Genomic DNA, 17,126 nt, shown 5'->3' with positions numbered 1-17,126 from the left:
TGGATTAGGTGTGGTATGTAAGATAGGAAATTTAATGCTGTACCTACGTTTGAACATAAAAAAGGCCCCCTAAGGAGCCTTTGAATAGGTGCGGAACCGTTTTTATTAATTTTGGGTAACGACCACCTCTCCGGATAAGCCACTTAAATCACCTCTAAAGGCCCACAGTTCTTGGTAGTCGCTATGGGTGGAAGCTTCAAATTCCTTGAGGAACTCCGTAAAAGTTCCCTCCCCATGGACCTCTTCATACCATTGTGGGAACATGTTATCCTCGGCCATCCAGGTCATGGATTCGAAGAAATTCACCCAAACCATATCCTTACCGTCCCTATTGTTCAACTGATTCCAATAAACACCCCATTGCTCATCCGCATCTTTTTCCTTGAACACCTTGGTTACTTTTCCCAAAACGGACATGAACTCTTGTTGCTTAAAGCGTTTCATGTCCAAATAAAAGATGGCCAGATTTTTCATGGTAAAGTCCTTGGTGAAATTGGAATGTTTGGCATCGCCTTTCCAATAGGTAGTTTCCATTTCGGCTTTGGCGTAAGGGGCTACGTTGGCGTTCCAATCCTTAGCGTGATCTCCACTTGGATTGGTGGATTCATCAAATGCCGCCCATGTGGTGGGACCCATGCTCCAGATGTACTTGCCGGAATTTTCCCCACTGGCAATCCAATAGACCCGGACTGCATTGGCTCCTGTGGCATGGTACTTCTTGTTGTGTGCAGTGAGACCTGCCTCGAACTCCGCAATCTTAGCGGGATTTGGAGTGATCATTACATTCATAAAAACGGGCTCTTCTGGGCGCTCCTGTGCCAAGACAAATAGGGGCACTAGCAATAGCGCGAAAACTGCTTTTTTCATTGTGATTGGATTTAGATTGTTTTTCTTTACTTATTCTTCGGTTGGACCGAGTGCATATCCCAATTGGTTCATCAACGCCAATTCATTATAGAAAAGATGTTCTTCCTGTATTTTACCATCCGGACTAAATTTCAATTCGGATAAACCAGTAATGGAAACGGTCTTTCCCGTAGGTTCGGATCCATTAAATTCGCCTGTATTTGTGCCTTTAAAATTCCAGTGGACAAAGGCTTTATTGCCATTATAGGTTCTATTGCGTATCGTGACCTTCAAATTTGGAAAAGCCTTCATGTACGTATCACGAAAACCTTCACCCATTTCTTTGGGGCCAGTTGCTACTTTTATACCGTTCATATAGCGTGCAAAATCTGCAGTTACAGCTTTTTCAAGTGCTGTTAAGTCCTTTCCATTAATAAATTCATTTACAAATACATCAAAGTGCTTGTCCATTGCTTTTTCATCTGCGGACATATTGTTTTTGGCCTCAATCATCTGCATTTCAAGTACCACTTCCGTAGGGTCCCACATCCCAACTTCACGCACTATTTTTCCATCAACAAAACGATAGGTCAAATGGATGGGAATCACTATTTCCTTACCGCTTGCGGCGACGGTTCCCTTCCAATCCAACCAACAGTTGACCCAAGTTTCCCCATCATCCGTTACTACCATTTCAAATTCCTGGTCTTCATCCAAAAAGCCCCTACTGGAATACGCAGCATCGGTTTCCCTATGATATGCCATGGTTTCCGAAGGTGACATAGGATTATCCCTTGTGTTGTATCGTGTTTCCGAAGAATCCGCAAAAAAACTGGTGTCATAGTTCTTTGAATTGTAGTTGGCAATCAGTTTTTTGACGGTATCAATTTCAGGAGAGTCTTGCGTATAACGAACAGGACCTTGGCTACAGGCAATGGATAACAAAGCGGCCATTGCCAAATGGATCGTTTTTTTCATTCTTATTTGATTTTAGGTTGTCATACAAAGCCCCGGCATTGGCCGGGGCATACCAGTTTAGTTGGAGGGTACATAAGCCATATCCGGGCGCATAATTCCTTCCACGATTTGATAGTCCTCCAAAGTAGCCATAAAGGTGTTGTACAGTTTTACCCAGGATTCTCCCATGGCTTCATTGTTTTTGGCCACTTTGGCAGCATAATCACCTGCATCTTTGGCTGCTACCGCCACCATAAGGTATTCGCCCCTAACCCCAAAACCACTTTTATAGAGCCTATATTCCATTTTGGAGTTATTGCTTTCGAACATTTCCTTTATTTCCTTGGCCTTGGCCATGACTTTGGCCCTATTTCCCGGGGTATAATGGAAATAATGGAATTTTCTGTAGGGTTGTCCTTCCGGTGTTTGGGTAAGGCCGCTGGGCGTATAGGAAAGCTCTGGGTCTAAATTGAGGACATAGTTTTGTTCTATGTCATAGCACTTATCCATTCGGTCAAAAAGGGCACCCATTTTTTCCGCACCCATTTTTTCGGCCAGGTTCTTAAAAATGGGGCGGTCTATTTGTGCCATGTTTTCAATGGGGCCTACCCATAAATAGTGGTTGTCCAAAGTTTGTGCAACAATGGAGTTCATATCCTTTAACCCATACTTTTTCATGTTGGCGGTCAATTCTTTACATACCGATTCGTATTCCGCTACCATTCCCGGTTTCACTACATCTTCATGGATCCAAAAGGCTTGTGTGGTTTTCTCCTGGGCATTTAAGCCCGATAAAAAGATCATCGCCATAAAGGCAAAGCCTAATTTCATTTTGCGTGTTTTCATTTTAAAAAATTTAATTGGTTGATTATGATAAATATTAACTGTACTGTAGGGGTATTCCTTCGGGGAAGAGGAAAACAAACTTGCTTTTAGGGAAAATGGCTAACTACCCAACTGCAAGTAAAGTGTCAAAAACAAAAGGGAGGGAACTAAAATTGAATGTGCACTACAATTTTTCGAATCCTTTAATATACTAAAAATTTGATAATTAATTATTTAGGACATAAGTTGCCGTTGTTTATAAATTGGTTCAAAAGAGATGGTCCTCCATTTATACCATTGCGGTTTTCCCAAAGTTTGCCCCAATTCCTTCCAATGCTTCCTTTACATTGATGTCCAGCCACGAGGTCAGGTCGTTCATCGTTCATATGCTGCAATGTTTCCTTGCTCCCAGCAATACTCTCGGTAATAGTGCAGCCCAAATTGGGAATTTTTGTCCCGATCGGCATTCCATCCACCGCAATCAATGTTTTAAGGGAGTTGTTTCGTATACCCGGTTCCCCATATATCTCAACTTGGTAACACCTATCTGTTAAAGGGAAGGTTTTTTTGGTGAATCATTCCACAATCCATCCCTATAAAGCTACAATTGGGTAGACCTAAATTTCTTTGATTGGACCAATACGTGACTTTTGGGGTATCAAAAAACAAACAGTCATGAAAAACCTAACCGTATTTTTAACCACCTTACTTAACGTTTGGGTTGCATCTGCCCAAACCCCTATCGACGGAGTAGTCACCGATAAGGCCGGAAATGCCATTTCCGGAGCCAATGTGTATTTGGAAGGCACCTATGATGGAGCTTCAACGGATGAAAACGGGGCTTTCTTCTTTGAGACGGGTGAAACGGGAACGCAAACCTTGGTCGTTTCAGTTTTGGGGTACGACCCCCACTACGAAATGGGGGATGTTTCCTATTTTCAGAAGCTCAACATAAAATTGGTCGAAGTCATTAACCAGTTAACGGGAGTTACCCTTACGGCTGGAACTTTTGAGGCCGGGGACAATTCCAAGGTTTCCGTTTTAAAACCTTTGGACATTGTAACCACAGCCGGAGCCTTGGCAGATGTGGTCGGTGCGCTTCAGACCCTTCCCGGGACAACCACCATAAACGAGGACGGCCGTCTTTTCGTGAGGGGTGGTGGGGCTGAGGAAACCCAGGTATTTATTGATGGGATCAGGGTATTCCAACCTTTTTTTGGAACCGCACAGAACATACCCACAAGAAGTCGGTTTTCCCCAATGCTTTTTAAGGGCATCACCTTTAGCACAGGGGGCTATTCCGCCGAATACGGGCAAGCATTGTCCAGTGTACTGTTATTGAATACCATAGATGTTCCCGATATGGAAAAAACGGATATTGGGGCGATGTCCGTTGGGGCTCAATTGGGACATACCGAAATTTGGGGCAAGGAATCCCTAAGTTTCAGCACCCAATACGTCAATTTGGCCCCTTATGAGAGCTTGATACCTTCTACCCAAGGCGTGCGATGGAACAAACCCTTTGAATCGATTCAGGGAGAAGGGGTCTTTAGAAGCAAGGGCGATAGAACCATCTTTAAATTGTATACGAGCTTCAACTATTCCAATTTGGATATTGACCAGGAGGATATCAATTTCGAGGATTTTGTCCGCTTTCGTTTACGGAACAACAACCTCTATTTCAATTCCAGTTACAAACATTTTTTCGAGAGCGACTGGGGGGTGAGCTTGGGGGCCAGTGTATCCAGGGACACCAATAGTATTCTGGTCTTTGATAATGCTATAGAAAACAACGAAACTGCAGGTCATCTAAAAGCCAAGGTCTCCAAAAGCTTCAGTAATAGATTTGAGTTAAATATGGGAGCTGAAGTGTTTCATACCAATTTTAAGGAAAACGTAGAACAACCGGACGGTTTTTCTTTTGAAAGTAGTTTTGATGATGTGCTTTGGGCAGGTTTTTTGGAAACGGATATCTTTTTTAGCAATGACTTTGCCCTAAAGCTAGGGGGGAGGGTAGAGCGCCCTTCGGTTTTGGACGAATTGACCGTTTCTCCCAGATTTTCATTGGCCTATAAAAGCGGGGAATTCTCCCAATTTTCTGTGGCCTATGGTGACTTTTACCAGAACCCGATACGGGATGTACTTAAATATGACCGAAGTGTGACCTCGGAAAAAACATCGCACTATATCTTTAATTACCAGTACTTAAACGATGGGAAGACCTTTCGCGCGGAAGCCTTTTACAAAGACTACGATGATTTGGTAAAGTTCAATACCCAATTTCCGCAGTTCGACTCTGAATATAGCAATACAGGAAGTGGATATGCCACTGGACTGGATATTTTTTGGCGGGACAATAAAAGTATAGACAACCTGGATTATTGGATTTCTTACAGTTATTTGGATACGGAAAGGGATTTTCGCAACTTTCCCGAAGCGGCCACTCCCAATTTTGCACCGAAGCACAGTTTTTCAATTGTGACCAAATATTGGGCGGACAAACTTCGCTCACAAATAGGGTTAACCTATCTACATGGTTCAGGGAGACCTTATGATAACCCCAATACACCGGAGTTTTTGGCCGAAAGGACCAGACCGTTCCAAAATCTAAGCTTTAATTGGGCCTATTTGATCGATCAGCAAAAGATCCTGTTCTTTTCAATAAACAATATTTTGGGAATAAACAACATCAATAATTACCAATATGCAGATGCGCCAAACAATGTTGGAGTATTTGAACGTAGGGCGGTACGTCCGGCAGCGGACAGTTTCTTCTTTGTGGGCTTCTTTTGGACCTTGAGTGATGATAAGAAAAGCAACCAGTTGGATAACTTGTAAAATCTTTCTGGATTAAGGATGCTTAAAATTAGGGATGTGAAACCTTTTTAAATGGCCATGTATGATGATGGGGAAGGGTAAGGGAAGATAAAGCAACAATGGAGATGCGTATTTGCACAACATCAGGGTTTAATTGATTCATTACTCCAAAAATGTGTATTGATTGCGAATGCTCCGGTTTCTTGGAACCCTTGTCAAAACCCTGGACAAAAGCTTACTGTTGCATTTTAAGGTAATAGTCGGCCGAGTGCTTTCCGGAACCATAGATGGAAAAGAAAATACAAAGTAACAACGTGACCAGGGAAAGAATAAGGTTGGTAATGTCCATAGTGCCCAAAAAATTGGTCAATACAGCCCCAATCAAAATGGGGAGTTGGGCAATGGTTACCCAACGCGTCAACAATCCCAGGACGATCAAAATGCCACCGAGAAAGTGCGCCGGGGCAATGTAGTGAAGGATTACCATTTCCAAAGCCATTCCATCAAAGGGTTGCATTAATTCCAGCATTCTACCCTGATTGTTCATAAATTCGACGCCCTTATAGAAAAGAAAGCCTCCCAAGATTATCCTAACCAGGTCCAACGGGTAGTAGGTGTGGGCATTGGCCCACTTATTCAGTTTTTTAATAGTTCCCATAGTCGTACGTTTTTGTAAACCCTTTATAAAATACTCATTTTAAGGCAGATATGAAAATATTTGAGCTATTGATTTCTACTACGGACTGTAGTACGTCCCACAAGCTTGTCAATTATGAGATATGGGATATGAGACGTAAGATGTAAGACATAAGACATTAGATATCAGAAATCAGAAATCGGAAATCTAACCTCCAACTTCAAGAATTAAGAATCAGGAATTAGGAATTAGGAATTAGGAATCGGACACCTAACATCTAACCTCTAACCTCTAACCTCTAACCTCTAACCTCTAACCTCTAACCTCTAACCTCTACCATCTAGAATCTAACCTCTGACATCTGACATCAAACAAAGGAAAACCTACAATCCATCCCCAAAAATTTACAATTCGGTCAATAGGATTGCCCAACATCCAATGGAGCACCGAATTTTACACTGAAATCAGGAATAAATGAATACAGCAATGAAAACACGAACAGTCATGAAAAACAAAAGATCGATTAGAACAGTTGTAACAGTATGCGCTTTATTGATTGCGGTTGCCCTAACGGCACAGGATCAATATACCAGGGGAATGTCCAAGGCCATGGATTTATGGGGCCAGGGGAAGATTACGGAAGCCTCCAATCTATTTGAACGTATTGCTATGGCGGAGGACGATAATTGGATTCCCTATTATTACGTGGCACAGGTCAATACCACCTCTGCATTTGGACTAAAAGATGAAGCACTGTTGCGGCAGCGCTTGGATAAGGCCAGGGAATTTGTTGATATTGCCAAGAGAATTGCTCCGGACAATGCCGAAATTGTGGTTCAGGAGGCAATGATCAATACGGCCTGGATGGCTTTTGACGGTGCTACCTATGGTCCAATGTTATCAGGCAAAAACATGCAATTGTACAATCGTGCCCTACAATTGGCTCCTGAAAACCCAAGGGTAGTGTATTCAAAAGCGAACTGGGACATGGGTTCTGCCCGCTATTTTGGTAAGGATACAACACCCTATTGCAAAGATGTGGAAAGGGCTTTGGAACTATTCGCTACCTTTGAAAACGATACGCCCTTTTATCCAAGTTGGGGCCAAGATCAGGCCAAGCAGGTTTTGGAGCAATGTAAAGGCTAAATAATGAACACCCTCGTAAAAGTCATAAAGATTTCACTGGTCATCACGGTTGTGGTCGTCTTCTTCGATATTATCGTGTATGGCGATGGTGATTATTCCTGGGAGAACATTGGTCCACAAATACTTGTGGACTTTATCTTTTCCTTCTCACTTACCGCGGTGAACTCTTACTATTACGATGGGCTGAACTTGCGTTTTAATTGGGAAACGGACCCTAAAAAAAGACTCTGGCTGGGCGCCCTTGGGTCCTTTGTCTTTTCAGTTTTGACCATAGTTGTCCTGCGTTACCTTATTTATTTTTATTACACGGGGAACGGGATTGTCAAGTTTTTTGAAAAGGAAGAGCCGGAGAGCTATGTCTTTACGGTGGTCATTACCATCATAGCCATTTTATTTTTCCATGCGTTTTATTTTTATCGGGCGCTACAGAAAAAGGAAGTCAAGGAGCAAAAGATTATTGCCGGTACCGCTTCTGCACGGTTTGATGCCCTTAAAAACCAATTGGATCCCCACTTTCTGTTCAATAGCCTCAATGTGTTGACCAGTTTAATAGAGGAGGACCCCCATCAGGCCCAAAAATTCACCACTTCGCTTTCCAAGGTATACCGCTATGTGTTGGAGCAAAAAAATAAGGATTTGGTCACTGTGGATGAAGAACTCAACTTTGCACGTACCTATGTACGCCTATTAAAAATGCGGTTTGAAGATAGTATCGTCTTTGATATTCCGGAGCAGGCCACTGATCCCGATGCTAAAATAGTCCCCCTTTCCCTTCAACTTTTGCTGGAAAACGCGGTAAAGCACAATGTGGTAACTTCTTCCAAACCCCTTCGCATAAAAGTGTATGAGGATAGTGGGATGTTGGCGGTAAGTAATAACCTTCAGGAAAAACAAGTGGTAAAAAAGAGCAGTGGGGTAGGGCTACAGAATATTCGACAGCGCTATTCCATTTTAACCGATAGGGAGGTCCGTATTGCCAAGACCAACAAGGATTTTAGCGTACAATTGCCCATGTTGTCCAGACAGATTTCCGTTATGGAAACCCAGGAAACACATATTGAGGAAAAACGCTATTTGAAGGCCAAGGAGCGGGTGGAGGCGATAAAGGGATTTTATGGGAACCTTATTGCCTATGGCCTGGTGATTCCCTTTTTGTGGTGGCTAAATTTTAGGACCACCAGTTTTCTTTGGGCCATTTTTCCCACCGTGGGTTGGGGCTTTGGTGTTATGGCCCATGGGATGGAGGCCTTTGGCTACAACCCATTATGGGGCAAACGATGGGAGGAGAAAAAGATACGGGAATTGATGGAGAAGGAGGATTTTTGACATTTTTTGACACTAATTCAAATAGTGTAATCTTCCCCATAATCAATCCATTAAGAAATCAGACCCTATGCCATTCATTTATTTTTGCGCTGAAAAAGAATATCCATAATTTCAATATTGGAGCTTCCATAATCTGATAGGCCTTAGGAATACTTTTGGTTAAATCGGAATTTCGATACGATTGCAGCGATTATGGAGAATCCCAAACATAAACTCCGCCATAGTCTCCCGATTGAACAGTTTTTACATAATATTTCTGCATAAGTCCAGGAATAATGTTAAACTGAGGTTCCCTTTCCTTTGCCCCCTTTAGTAACTCCTGTTCTGGAAGATTCGATTTCAACTTTATGATTTGTAAGACCATTTGGTTTGTTTTTAATGCGTTCATGTAGTTGATCTTCAATAGTACTATAAAACGTTTTGTAGGGAAAGGATGGTCTAATTACGACAAAAAGCTTCAAGTAACATCAACCTTCATGCTCTACTGTTTTGCTTATTCTTTTACAGCAAGGATGCTAAATGCCTAATACAAAAACCTAACAACCCATCCCTCAAAAAATACAGTTCGGTCAGTCCTTTTTTCTTTCATGCCCTTCCTAACGGATATTTGAAGTGTAATTAAAAAAACCTGTTGGCTGGCTAAGTCCAAGTCGACCTAAAAACAAAACACTATGGAAGCAACAAACGACTACAGATATCAAAAGGCCAAGGCCCGAGTAAAGGAAATCAAGGAGTTTTATACCCATGCAACGGTATATGTTGGGATAATTTCATTATTGGCACTGCTAAATTATTTTACTACCAGCTTTCCCTGGGTCATTTTTCCTGCCTTGGGTTGGGGCATAGGCCTGGTAGCCCACGGTTTTTGCGCATTTGGATATAATCCGATATTGGGCAAAAACTGGGAGGAACGCAAGATCAAGGAATTGATGGACAGCGATACTTTTTAAGTAATTTTATAAAAGCGATGACCAATGGAAGAGCCCAATAACATTAATGACAGTAAGTATTTGCGAGCGAACCAACGTGTAACGGAACTAAAGAAGTTCTATGGCCGTTGCCTTAGGGGCCTATTGGCCATAGTGGTCGTCGCGATAATTAACTATTATTTGAATGAATGGAGCCATCCCTGGTTTTTATGGGTGGTATTTGGTGTTGGGCTGGGCATTGCATTAAAAGCCATTAAACTATTTGGTATTGGGGGCCTCTTTGGAAGGGACTGGGAAAGGCGCAAGATTAGGGAACTGATGGATAAGGATGAGTGGTAATATTAGAAAAAGCAACAAAAAACTATAATGATGGACTATCAAAAAGATGAAAACAAATACCTAAGGGCCAAGGAGCGGGTGGATGAACTCAAAAAGTTCTATGGCAACCTTACATCCTATGTACTGGTCATCACGGGACTGGCCATTTTAAACTATTACACCAATGGCTGGAGTTATATGTGGTTCCTATGGGCCGCTTTTGGCTGGGGAATTGGATTGATTTTCCATGCCATAGGCACGTTTAACCTGAATCCCTTCTTTGGAAAGGATTGGGAAAAACGAAAAATTAAGGAATTGATGGACAAAGACGAAAATCAAAGAAAATGGCAATAAGCATGGACGGTTTGGAACAAGAAAAGTTAAAAAGGGCAAAAAAGCGTGTGGATGAGATCAAAGGGTTCTATATACACTTTTCCATATACCTCATCATCAATACTTTTATTCTGATCAATTTGTATCAACATAACGATAATTTTTGGCAGCTTGAGCATTTTTTCACCCCCTTTTTATGGGGCTTGGGCTTAGGTTTTCACGCTATAAAAACCTTTAACTGGAATCTATTGTTTTCCAAATCCTGGGAAGAGCGCCAAATTAAAAAGTATATGGATAAAGATAGGGATGAGGCAGATAGGTTCTTATAATACTACTATGGAATATTTGGAAAACAAACGGGAACGTGCAGAAAAACGGGTCAAGGAACTCAAAGGGTTTTATAGGCACATTCGGGTGTTTATCATCATTAATGGGCTACTTTATTTGTTGAAAAGTGGAGTTTTGCATTCGGTCCTTCCCAATGGATTCCCAACGGAAGCCTATTATTTTAGTTGGGTAAATGTCCATGTGGTTATTTGGCTATTGATTCTGGGCGTGCATACCCTGTATATTTTTAGGGCGAAGCTCCCTTTCCTGAAAAAGTGGGAAGAACGACAAATCCAAAAGTACTTGGACAAGGAAAATACCGAAACCAAAAAATACCGATAACCATGGAAAACCAAAATAACGAAATCACAAAATTGGCCAAGGCAAAAAGCAGGGTCAATGCCCTAAAGGGCTTTTACCAGCACCTGACGGTCTATATCATTGTAAATGCAGTGTTGTTGCTGTTTTCCGGCAGCATACGGTTTGTCCTTTTAAGTGAGGAAGCCCTTGGCAATGCCGATTTTTTGGAATGGATCAATTGGAATGTGCTGGGAACTCCCATTATTTGGGGAATTGCATTGGGCATCCATGCCCTATCCGTTTTTTGCAATACCCCTTTTAGGAAATGGGAGGAACGACAGATCCAAAAAATACTGGACGAGGACAAGTAATTGTTAAATTGTGCACAAAAGCATTTTGTATGAAGGCCATCATCATAGAAGACGAAAAACCGGCAGCAAGACGATTAAACCGATTGTTGGAAGAACTGGATGTGGAAGTATCCACCTTATTGCATTCCGTGGAAGAATCCATCGAATGGTTTCAGAACAACGAGCATCCCGATCTCATTTTTTTGGATATCCAACTTTCGGATGGACTTTCGTTTGAGATTTTTGATATGGTGAACATTAAAAGCGCCATTATTTTTACTACGGCCTATGATGAATATGCCCTCCAGGCATTCAAGTTGAATAGCATTGATTATTTGTTGAAACCCATCGATGATGAAGAGCTCGAAAAGGCCGTAAAACAATACCGGGAATTCCGGCCCGAAAAAGAGAAAATTTCCGTTGATTTTGAGGACATCAAAAAGCTGTTGGTCAACCCTGTGGAACGGGAGTATAAAAAACGATTTACGGTAAGGGTAGGGCAGCACCTGAAAATCATTAATTCGGATGAAGTGGAATGTTTTTACAGTGAGAACAAAGGGACCTATGCTGCAACCGTAGATGGTAGAAATTATCTTTTGGACACCACACTCGAAAACCTGGAAGGGGAGTTGTCACCCAAAACCTTCTTTCGGGTGAGCCGTAAATTTTATGTGAACATCAACCACATCAAGGACATCATTTCCTACACCAATTCGCGTCTTCAAATTAAAATGAATACCTTTAAAGAGCAGGAAATCATTGTAAGTAGGGAACGCGTTAAGGATTTTAAGCTTTGGTTGGAATAAATCAAGTCAAAAAACTGGTAAGCAGATAATTGAAACTTTATCATAGATTTTTCTTATACCACCTTTTTGACGGATTTTTGGGATTTAGTCCTCCACTCTATTGTCGTCAAAAGCAGAGGGCAGCAACTTAGGGATCAACTTAATAAAAATTGGCAATAGTACTGCTCCCCCAGGTAACATAAAAATGGCCAGGGAGGGAATGGTCTTAAAAATATCCAGAAGCTGTTGTTGAATTTTTTTTCGTTCTTCCGCACTTAAATCCTGTGTTGCCGACTTGGTCAATAGCGCAACCAATTCCCTGCTTTCCGAAAGTTCCTTTTTGAGCCGTTTGCTATTTCTCAAAATTAATTTGCTGACATTTTTTGTCATGCCCTCGTAAAATTTGGAGGCTAAATTGGCGTCCTTCAAATAGGGAATTTTTTCTTTGTTTTTATCGAAAAATTCCACCACATTTTTCAGTGCTGTCCTTATCTCATTTGGACCCTTGTCCAGTACAGAACCAATCTCATAAATAAAGGTGGATTCCTTTTGCTCCAGGTTGGCATCTTCCCATACGGTCAAACAGGCAATATCCATGAGGTAATCTTTTTCGCAAGTATTAAAATGTTGTTGCAAAAGTTGGGTATGACTTTCCCTAAAACGTGTCTCATTTAGATCAACATAGGTCAATGAGGAAGCCAGAAGCTGCATTAATTTGGCATCGCTTTCCTGCATTTCCTTGGAGTTGAGTGCCTGGTACCCAATGTTGATGGTTACGTATTCCAGCAGCTGGGCATGGGAAATAAGGTCGGCATGGTTTTGAAGATACCTTCTAAAAATAAGGATATCAATATAGAGTAGGGAGTTGGTCAGGCTGTTACCAAAAGCACGGTTAAAGGCACTTCCGTTGAGGTAAATTCTTGAATCCAGTAATTTTTCCAGTTGGGATTCCGTTTTTTTTCCGCTCAGGATTTTGTTCAAGAAAGAAATCTTGCCCACCTCCAAGGAGGTATAATATTCAAAGACTGTTTCAACAAAAGTGTTAAAATCATCTTTCCCAGTTTCAAAAACATAGGAAAAATAGAGTGCTGTCAACAGGTTGGTTTTGGCCACCTCGTCCTCGGTATAAGGATGCTCGGTCTCTATGAATGTGGGGACGGATAGGTGAATCCCATAAATAAACCCGTTTTTCAGTAAATCATGGTAAAGTGCTTCGTAACTGGTATACTTGGCATTACCGCTGGTACTGATGTGCCCAAACTTGTTGATCCACCCTGAGGCCGAAGGATTCACGGTCTAAGAAATTTACTACGAAAGTACCTTTAATTTTTACCCTCTGCACGATGTTCCCAATTTTTTTTAACAAATTTACAGTTCAATAAAATTATCCAGATCCAATGTCCAGTCGTAATTTTTATAATGGAGTTTCACTTTTTTTGCAGATGGTAGAAGGTCATGGGATTCCAATAGTTTTTTGACCCCACTTTTGCCACCAAAATCCCCCCTGAACCAACTGAACAAAGCGGTTACCTTGACTTTGTTTTGGGAGGCGTTGTATTCCGTGGTACGCTTAAGGTAGCGGGCTGTTCCTTTGGTAAACTGCCCTTCAATACGTTCAGGTGTATAAAGGGCAACCGGGGGGCAATCCCTGGCGCCACAGTTGAGTGCAAAATGGATACGATAATCCTTTTTTTCTACACGAAGGTTTCGTTCAAATTTACTGGGAAACCACTTTCTTACATACCCTAAACCTTTATCCCATTGGGATCTTCTGAGAATGCCATGTTCAATGGTGGCAAAGGATACTTTTTCACCCACGATTGGAATCTGCTCCCTGGAAAAAAAATCGCTTCGGTCATCGTAGTATTCGGGATGTTCCCGCAGTATGACTAGAATATAGGCATTATAAACATTGATCCAAAAGGCGAACCGTTGTGCATCCGTTTTGAGATTGTTTTTGAGGGACTTTATTGTGGTATTCGCCAATCGATCCTGTATCGATTGTGTATCCTTCCCTGCTTTGATCTGCTGTAAGAACTCCACCGAAAGTTCCGTAAAATCGGTATGGGGACTTGAAAAATGCCCTGAACTGATTTCCTTGACTTCACAACAACTGAACAACAATACAGGGACTATTAGTAAAATAGGGAATCTTGAAACTGTATTTTTGATGCTTCTTCCCACTTCTTGATCTTTGGCTCTTCAACTTTGTCGATGCTTTGCCTTTGGGCTTTCATCCAAACTAAATACCAACATCCAAAACCCTCCCTATTCAAAAAGTGATTGGACGGGCACCGGAATTCTGCCCCTAGCTTAACCATACTGTTCGCCTTCCCTTGGTATCCATTGGCGGTAATTGAAGGCAGCTCTAAATTGGTATACAAAACCGGACCGATTAACAATGATATGCGTCATATTTTCTTTGTTTGCCCAATTTTAGATTTGCCCAATTCTAAAATACAATACATGAAAAGAGTAGTTATTTTTTTGTTGCCAGCACTATTGGCCTTTTCAAGCCTTACTGCCCAGGATACCAGTACAGATGGGGATTTCAGTAGATGGCAGTTTAGACTCAGGGGAATCGTGGTTACCCCCGATGAGAGCGCGGATATTGAAGCCATTGGCGGTGATGTGTCCATTTCCACCGCGGTTGTTCCGGAATTTGACATTACCTATTTCTTTGATAAGAATTGGTCCGTGGAACTTATTTTGGCTACGGCCAAACACGATGTTGAAGCCATAGGCACAGAGGCAAATGATATCGACCTGGGAAGTGTATGGCTATTGCCCCCAACGTTGACTGCACAATATCACTTTACCGGAGGGAACTTTGTCCCTTATGTAGGAGCCGGCCCAAATCTAACCTTGTTTTATAATGTAGATGAAGGTCCAATTGCGGATGATGTTGACTATGACACCTCTGTAGGCTTTGCGCTACAAGGAGGATTTGATTTTATGCTAAACGACAAATGGTTTTTGAACGTTGACGTAAAAAAACTGTTCCTGGGCACGGATGCAACCGTTGATGCCACTACGGCTTTGGGAGCAACTGTTGATGCCGATGTGGACATTAATCCATGGATTTTTGGATTTGGCGTAGGTATTAAGCTTTAGGTTTTGCCCACATAGCGAAAGAAGCCGCCCGTAGTAATATTCAGGGCGGTTTTTTTATGCCATTGTATGAAGTAACCCTGCCGTGCTTACTATCGTTGCAAATTCTTCATTCAGGTTGGCCAGACAGGTTTGGTGGATCAACTCGGCTTCGAAAATGCCGCCATCCAATCCCTTTCTATCAAAGGTTGCCGTAGCGTCTGATACCAGATACGTTTGGAACCCGAGATTTGAGGCCATTCTAGTGGTTGTTGAGATACAATGATTGGTGGTTAGACCAACTATGACCAAGGTATCGATTCCCATTTCCTTTAGGTTTTGTTCCAAATCCGTTCCAATAAAGGCGCTATTTACGTTTTTTGTAATTACCGTCTCATTGAACAGGGGCATCACCTCTTCTTTGATTTGAAAACCCGGTTTTGAGGCGTGTAAAGGGGATTCTAGGTTCGTGGAACTATGTTGGACATGGAAGACGGGCCAAGCCCTTTCACGCCAGGTTTGCAAAATCTTTGATGCATTTTCCTCAGCCGTCAAATTATTCCTATTTCCGCCATAGAATTCCCAATCGTCCAATCCCTTCTGAATGTCAACTAGAAGAAGTCCGGTAGTATGATTCATTTGATGTTCTTTGTGACTTTTGTTTTGATGAAGCTTTATTTGAGGACATCTTTCATCACCGCCCAAACGTTTTCCCGAACCAGTTTATGACCTTCAGGGGTGGGATGGATACCATCCTCCAGGTTCAGTTCAGGTATACCCGCCACTCCATCCAACAAAAAGGGAATAAGTGGAATTTGGTTTTTTTGGGCCAATTCTGGAAAGATGCTTCGGAACTCAGTGGTGTATTCTGGACCCATATTGGGTGGAATCTGCATTCCCGCAAGAACGATTATGGTCTCGGAATCTTTCTTTTTCACATAGTCGATGATTGCTTGCAGATTACTCCTGGTTTGGTCAAGGGGAATGCCCCTTAACCCATCATTTGCTCCTAATTCCAGCACAAATACGTCTACTTTTTGGTTGATGACCCAATTGATTCTATTCAACCCTCCCGAAGTAGTCTCCCCGCTCAATCCTGAATTAATTACGGTGTACTCCAAATTAAGGGAATCCAAACGTTGCTGGATAAGTGCCGGAAACGCTTCCTCCAGTTCAATGCCATAACCTGCAGTGAGGCTATCCCCAAAAAACAAAATAACCTGTTCACCTTGATTCCCCGCTATTTCAGAATTTCCCCCATCACTTTCGGATACGGAAGAGCCCTGAATTGACTTTGGCGCTTCCTTGCAATGCACGCAGAGAAGGAGCAGAAAAAAATAACGAAATTTTAAGAGGCTACGCATAGTACTAGAATGTAAAAATCGAAATCATTTGCCTATTTTCCCATTTCATCCGAATGGAAATAAAAACAGCTATGTCAAAGATATTAAACGTGAGTCATCTTGGGAAGAGCTATACCAGTGGTTCCAAAGAATTAACCGTTCTTGAGGATGTCTCCTTTAGCATAAATGAAGGGGAAACCTTTGCCATTGTGGGACCCTCCGGTAGTGGTAAGACCACGTTACTGGGCCTTTGTGCCGGATTGGACCGACCGGATACCGGTACCGTTGAACTTTGCGGTCGGCATTTGGGGGGTTTGAGCGAGGACGGATTGGCCCTATTGCGGAATCAGGAGGTAGGGTTCATTTTCCAAAACTTTCAATTGTTACCGACCCTAAGTGCCCTTGAAAATGTAGTGGTTCCCTTGGAATTACAGGGTGTTAAAAACCCTGGCTCCATTGGAATGGAACTCTTGGATAAGGTGGGTCTTAAGAATCGTTTCCATCATTATCCTTCGCAACTATCCGGCGGGGAACAACAGCGGGTTGCCTTAGCAAGGGCCTTTTCTGCCAAGCCCTCCATCCTCTTTGCGGATGAACCTACAGGTAATCTGGATCAGGAAACGGGTGACAAGGTGGTGAAATTGCTGTTTGAACTAAATGAAGAAGCAGGAACTACCCTGGTCATTGTGACCCACGACATGGAATTGGCACGACGCAACCAACGAATTTTACGTTTAAAGGGCGGCAAAGTGTTTTCTAATGAGTTAACAGCATCGGTGTGAATTTAGATAAACCCA

Annotated in this window: 21 protein-coding genes; 12 read left to right on the top strand and 9 right to left on the bottom strand. The window is 42.2% G+C overall.

The annotated features are described in order from the left end of the window. Nucleotides 1–105: 105 nt before the first annotated feature. The 3 genes from L0P88_RS00885 to L0P88_RS00875 are packed head-to-tail and all read right to left on the bottom strand — an operon-like array spanning nt 106 to nt 2,649. Nucleotides 106–867, bottom strand: a complete 762-nt coding sequence (locus tag L0P88_RS00885) for a hypothetical protein (protein WP_247132762.1) — start codon at nt 865–867, stop codon at nt 106–108. A gap of 30 nt (nt 868–897) precedes the next feature. Continuing rightward, nucleotides 898–1,824 carry a nuclear transport factor 2 family protein gene (locus L0P88_RS00880; protein WP_247132761.1) on the bottom strand — a complete coding sequence of 309 codons (927 nt, stop codon included), beginning with the start codon at nt 1,822–1,824 and terminating at the stop codon, nt 898–900. Nucleotides 1,825–1,881: 57 nt separating this feature from the next. Further along, nucleotides 1,882–2,649 carry a hypothetical protein gene (locus L0P88_RS00875; protein ID WP_247132760.1) on the bottom strand — a complete coding sequence of 256 codons (768 nt, stop codon included), beginning with the start codon at nt 2,647–2,649 and terminating at the stop codon, nt 1,882–1,884. A 654-nt stretch (nt 2,650–3,303) separates the two neighbouring features. Here L0P88_RS00875 and L0P88_RS00870 point away from each other — a divergent pair. Next, nucleotides 3,304–5,466, top strand: a complete 2,163-nt coding sequence (locus tag L0P88_RS00870) for a carboxypeptidase-like regulatory domain-containing protein (protein WP_247132759.1) — start codon at nt 3,304–3,306, stop codon at nt 5,464–5,466. A gap of 214 nt (nt 5,467–5,680) precedes the next feature. On the opposite strand, the gene L0P88_RS00865 is transcribed toward L0P88_RS00870, so the two are convergent. After that, nucleotides 5,681–6,103 carry a DoxX family protein gene (locus tag L0P88_RS00865; RefSeq protein WP_247132758.1) on the bottom strand — a complete coding sequence of 141 codons (423 nt, stop codon included), beginning with the start codon at nt 6,101–6,103 and terminating at the stop codon, nt 5,681–5,683. A 465-nt stretch (nt 6,104–6,568) separates the two neighbouring features. Between L0P88_RS00865 and L0P88_RS00860 the strand changes: the two genes are divergently transcribed. Together L0P88_RS00860 and L0P88_RS00855 are read left to right on the top strand one after the other, a co-directional pair. After that, nucleotides 6,569–7,228 (top strand): hypothetical protein, encoded by a 660-nt coding sequence (locus L0P88_RS00860; RefSeq protein WP_247132757.1) that lies wholly within the window; start codon nt 6,569–6,571, stop codon nt 7,226–7,228. Between the two features lie 3 nt (nt 7,229–7,231). After that, nucleotides 7,232–8,554 carry a 2TM domain-containing protein gene (locus L0P88_RS00855; RefSeq protein ID WP_247132756.1) on the top strand — a complete coding sequence of 441 codons (1,323 nt, stop codon included), beginning with the start codon at nt 7,232–7,234 and terminating at the stop codon, nt 8,552–8,554. Between the two features lie 190 nt (nt 8,555–8,744). On the opposite strand, the gene L0P88_RS00850 is transcribed toward L0P88_RS00855, so the two are convergent. Continuing rightward, complete coding sequence (locus L0P88_RS00850) at nt 8,745–8,957, bottom strand: hypothetical protein (RefSeq protein WP_247132755.1); 213 nt, start codon at nt 8,955–8,957, stop codon at nt 8,745–8,747. Nucleotides 8,958–9,225: 268 nt separating this feature from the next. On the opposite strand from L0P88_RS00850, the gene L0P88_RS00845 reads away from it, so the two are divergent. From L0P88_RS00845 to L0P88_RS00815, 7 genes are read left to right on the top strand one after another with little or no spacing between them, the layout of a single operon-like run. Beyond that, complete coding sequence (locus L0P88_RS00845; RefSeq protein WP_247132754.1) at nt 9,226–9,504, top strand: 2TM domain-containing protein; 279 nt, start codon at nt 9,226–9,228, stop codon at nt 9,502–9,504. A 24-nt stretch (nt 9,505–9,528) separates the two neighbouring features. Then, entirely contained in the window at nt 9,529–9,822 is a 294-nt protein-coding gene (locus tag L0P88_RS00840) for a 2TM domain-containing protein (protein WP_247132753.1), read from the top strand. A gap of 30 nt (nt 9,823–9,852) precedes the next feature. Continuing rightward, the gene (locus L0P88_RS00835; protein WP_409557717.1) at nt 9,853–10,155 is read left to right on the top strand and encodes a 2TM domain-containing protein; all 303 of its coding nucleotides are present in this window, start codon (nt 9,853–9,855) and stop codon (nt 10,153–10,155) included. Continuing rightward, the gene (locus L0P88_RS00830) at nt 10,146–10,463 is read left to right on the top strand and encodes a 2TM domain-containing protein (protein ID WP_247132751.1); all 318 of its coding nucleotides are present in this window, start codon (nt 10,146–10,148) and stop codon (nt 10,461–10,463) included. The genes L0P88_RS00835 and L0P88_RS00830 overlap by 10 nt, the downstream gene beginning before the upstream one ends. A 7-nt stretch (nt 10,464–10,470) precedes the next feature. Further along, nucleotides 10,471–10,803 (top strand): 2TM domain-containing protein, encoded by a 333-nt coding sequence (locus L0P88_RS00825; protein ID WP_247132750.1) that lies wholly within the window; start codon nt 10,471–10,473, stop codon nt 10,801–10,803. A 2-nt stretch (nt 10,804–10,805) separates the two neighbouring features. Continuing rightward, entirely contained in the window at nt 10,806–11,132 is a 327-nt protein-coding gene (locus L0P88_RS00820) for a 2TM domain-containing protein (protein ID WP_247132749.1), read from the top strand. A 29-nt stretch (nt 11,133–11,161) separates the two neighbouring features. Next, a complete protein-coding gene (locus tag L0P88_RS00815) occupies nt 11,162–11,917 on the top strand; it encodes a LytR/AlgR family response regulator transcription factor (RefSeq protein WP_158779483.1) in 756 nt (251 codons plus the stop codon). Nucleotides 11,918–12,001: 84 nt separating this feature from the next. On the opposite strand, the gene L0P88_RS00810 is transcribed toward L0P88_RS00815, so the two are convergent. Next, the gene (locus L0P88_RS00810) at nt 12,002–13,189 is read right to left on the bottom strand and encodes an LETM1-related biofilm-associated protein (protein ID WP_247132748.1); all 1,188 of its coding nucleotides are present in this window, start codon (nt 13,187–13,189) and stop codon (nt 12,002–12,004) included. Between the two features lie 75 nt (nt 13,190–13,264). Continuing rightward, nucleotides 13,265–14,080 (bottom strand): DUF547 domain-containing protein, encoded by an 816-nt coding sequence (locus L0P88_RS00805; RefSeq protein ID WP_247132747.1) that lies wholly within the window; start codon nt 14,078–14,080, stop codon nt 13,265–13,267. A gap of 282 nt (nt 14,081–14,362) precedes the next feature. Between L0P88_RS00805 and L0P88_RS00800 the strand changes: the two genes are divergently transcribed. Continuing rightward, nucleotides 14,363–15,010 (top strand): OmpW/AlkL family protein, encoded by a 648-nt coding sequence (locus tag L0P88_RS00800; RefSeq protein WP_247132746.1) that lies wholly within the window; start codon nt 14,363–14,365, stop codon nt 15,008–15,010. A gap of 54 nt (nt 15,011–15,064) precedes the next feature. On the opposite strand, the gene L0P88_RS00795 is transcribed toward L0P88_RS00800, so the two are convergent. Both L0P88_RS00795 and L0P88_RS00790 read right to left on the bottom strand, forming a co-directional pair. After that, on the bottom strand, nt 15,065–15,625 hold the full coding sequence (locus L0P88_RS00795; RefSeq protein WP_247132745.1) for a cysteine hydrolase family protein: 561 nt from the start codon (nt 15,623–15,625) through the stop codon (nt 15,065–15,067). A 35-nt stretch (nt 15,626–15,660) separates the two neighbouring features. Continuing rightward, a complete protein-coding gene (locus L0P88_RS00790) occupies nt 15,661–16,350 on the bottom strand; it encodes an arylesterase (RefSeq protein ID WP_247132744.1) in 690 nt (229 codons plus the stop codon). A gap of 71 nt (nt 16,351–16,421) precedes the next feature. Here L0P88_RS00790 and L0P88_RS00785 point away from each other — a divergent pair, with 71 nt between their 5' ends. Further along, a complete protein-coding gene (locus tag L0P88_RS00785) occupies nt 16,422–17,111 on the top strand; it encodes an ABC transporter ATP-binding protein (RefSeq protein WP_247132743.1) in 690 nt (229 codons plus the stop codon). Nucleotides 17,112–17,126: the final 15 nt, after the last annotated feature.

Source organism: Muricauda sp. SCSIO 64092 (genome assembly GCF_023016285.1).
Lineage (GTDB): Bacteria > Bacteroidota > Bacteroidia > Flavobacteriales > Flavobacteriaceae > Croceivirga.
This window is presented reverse-complemented; position numbering and strand designations above follow the sequence as displayed.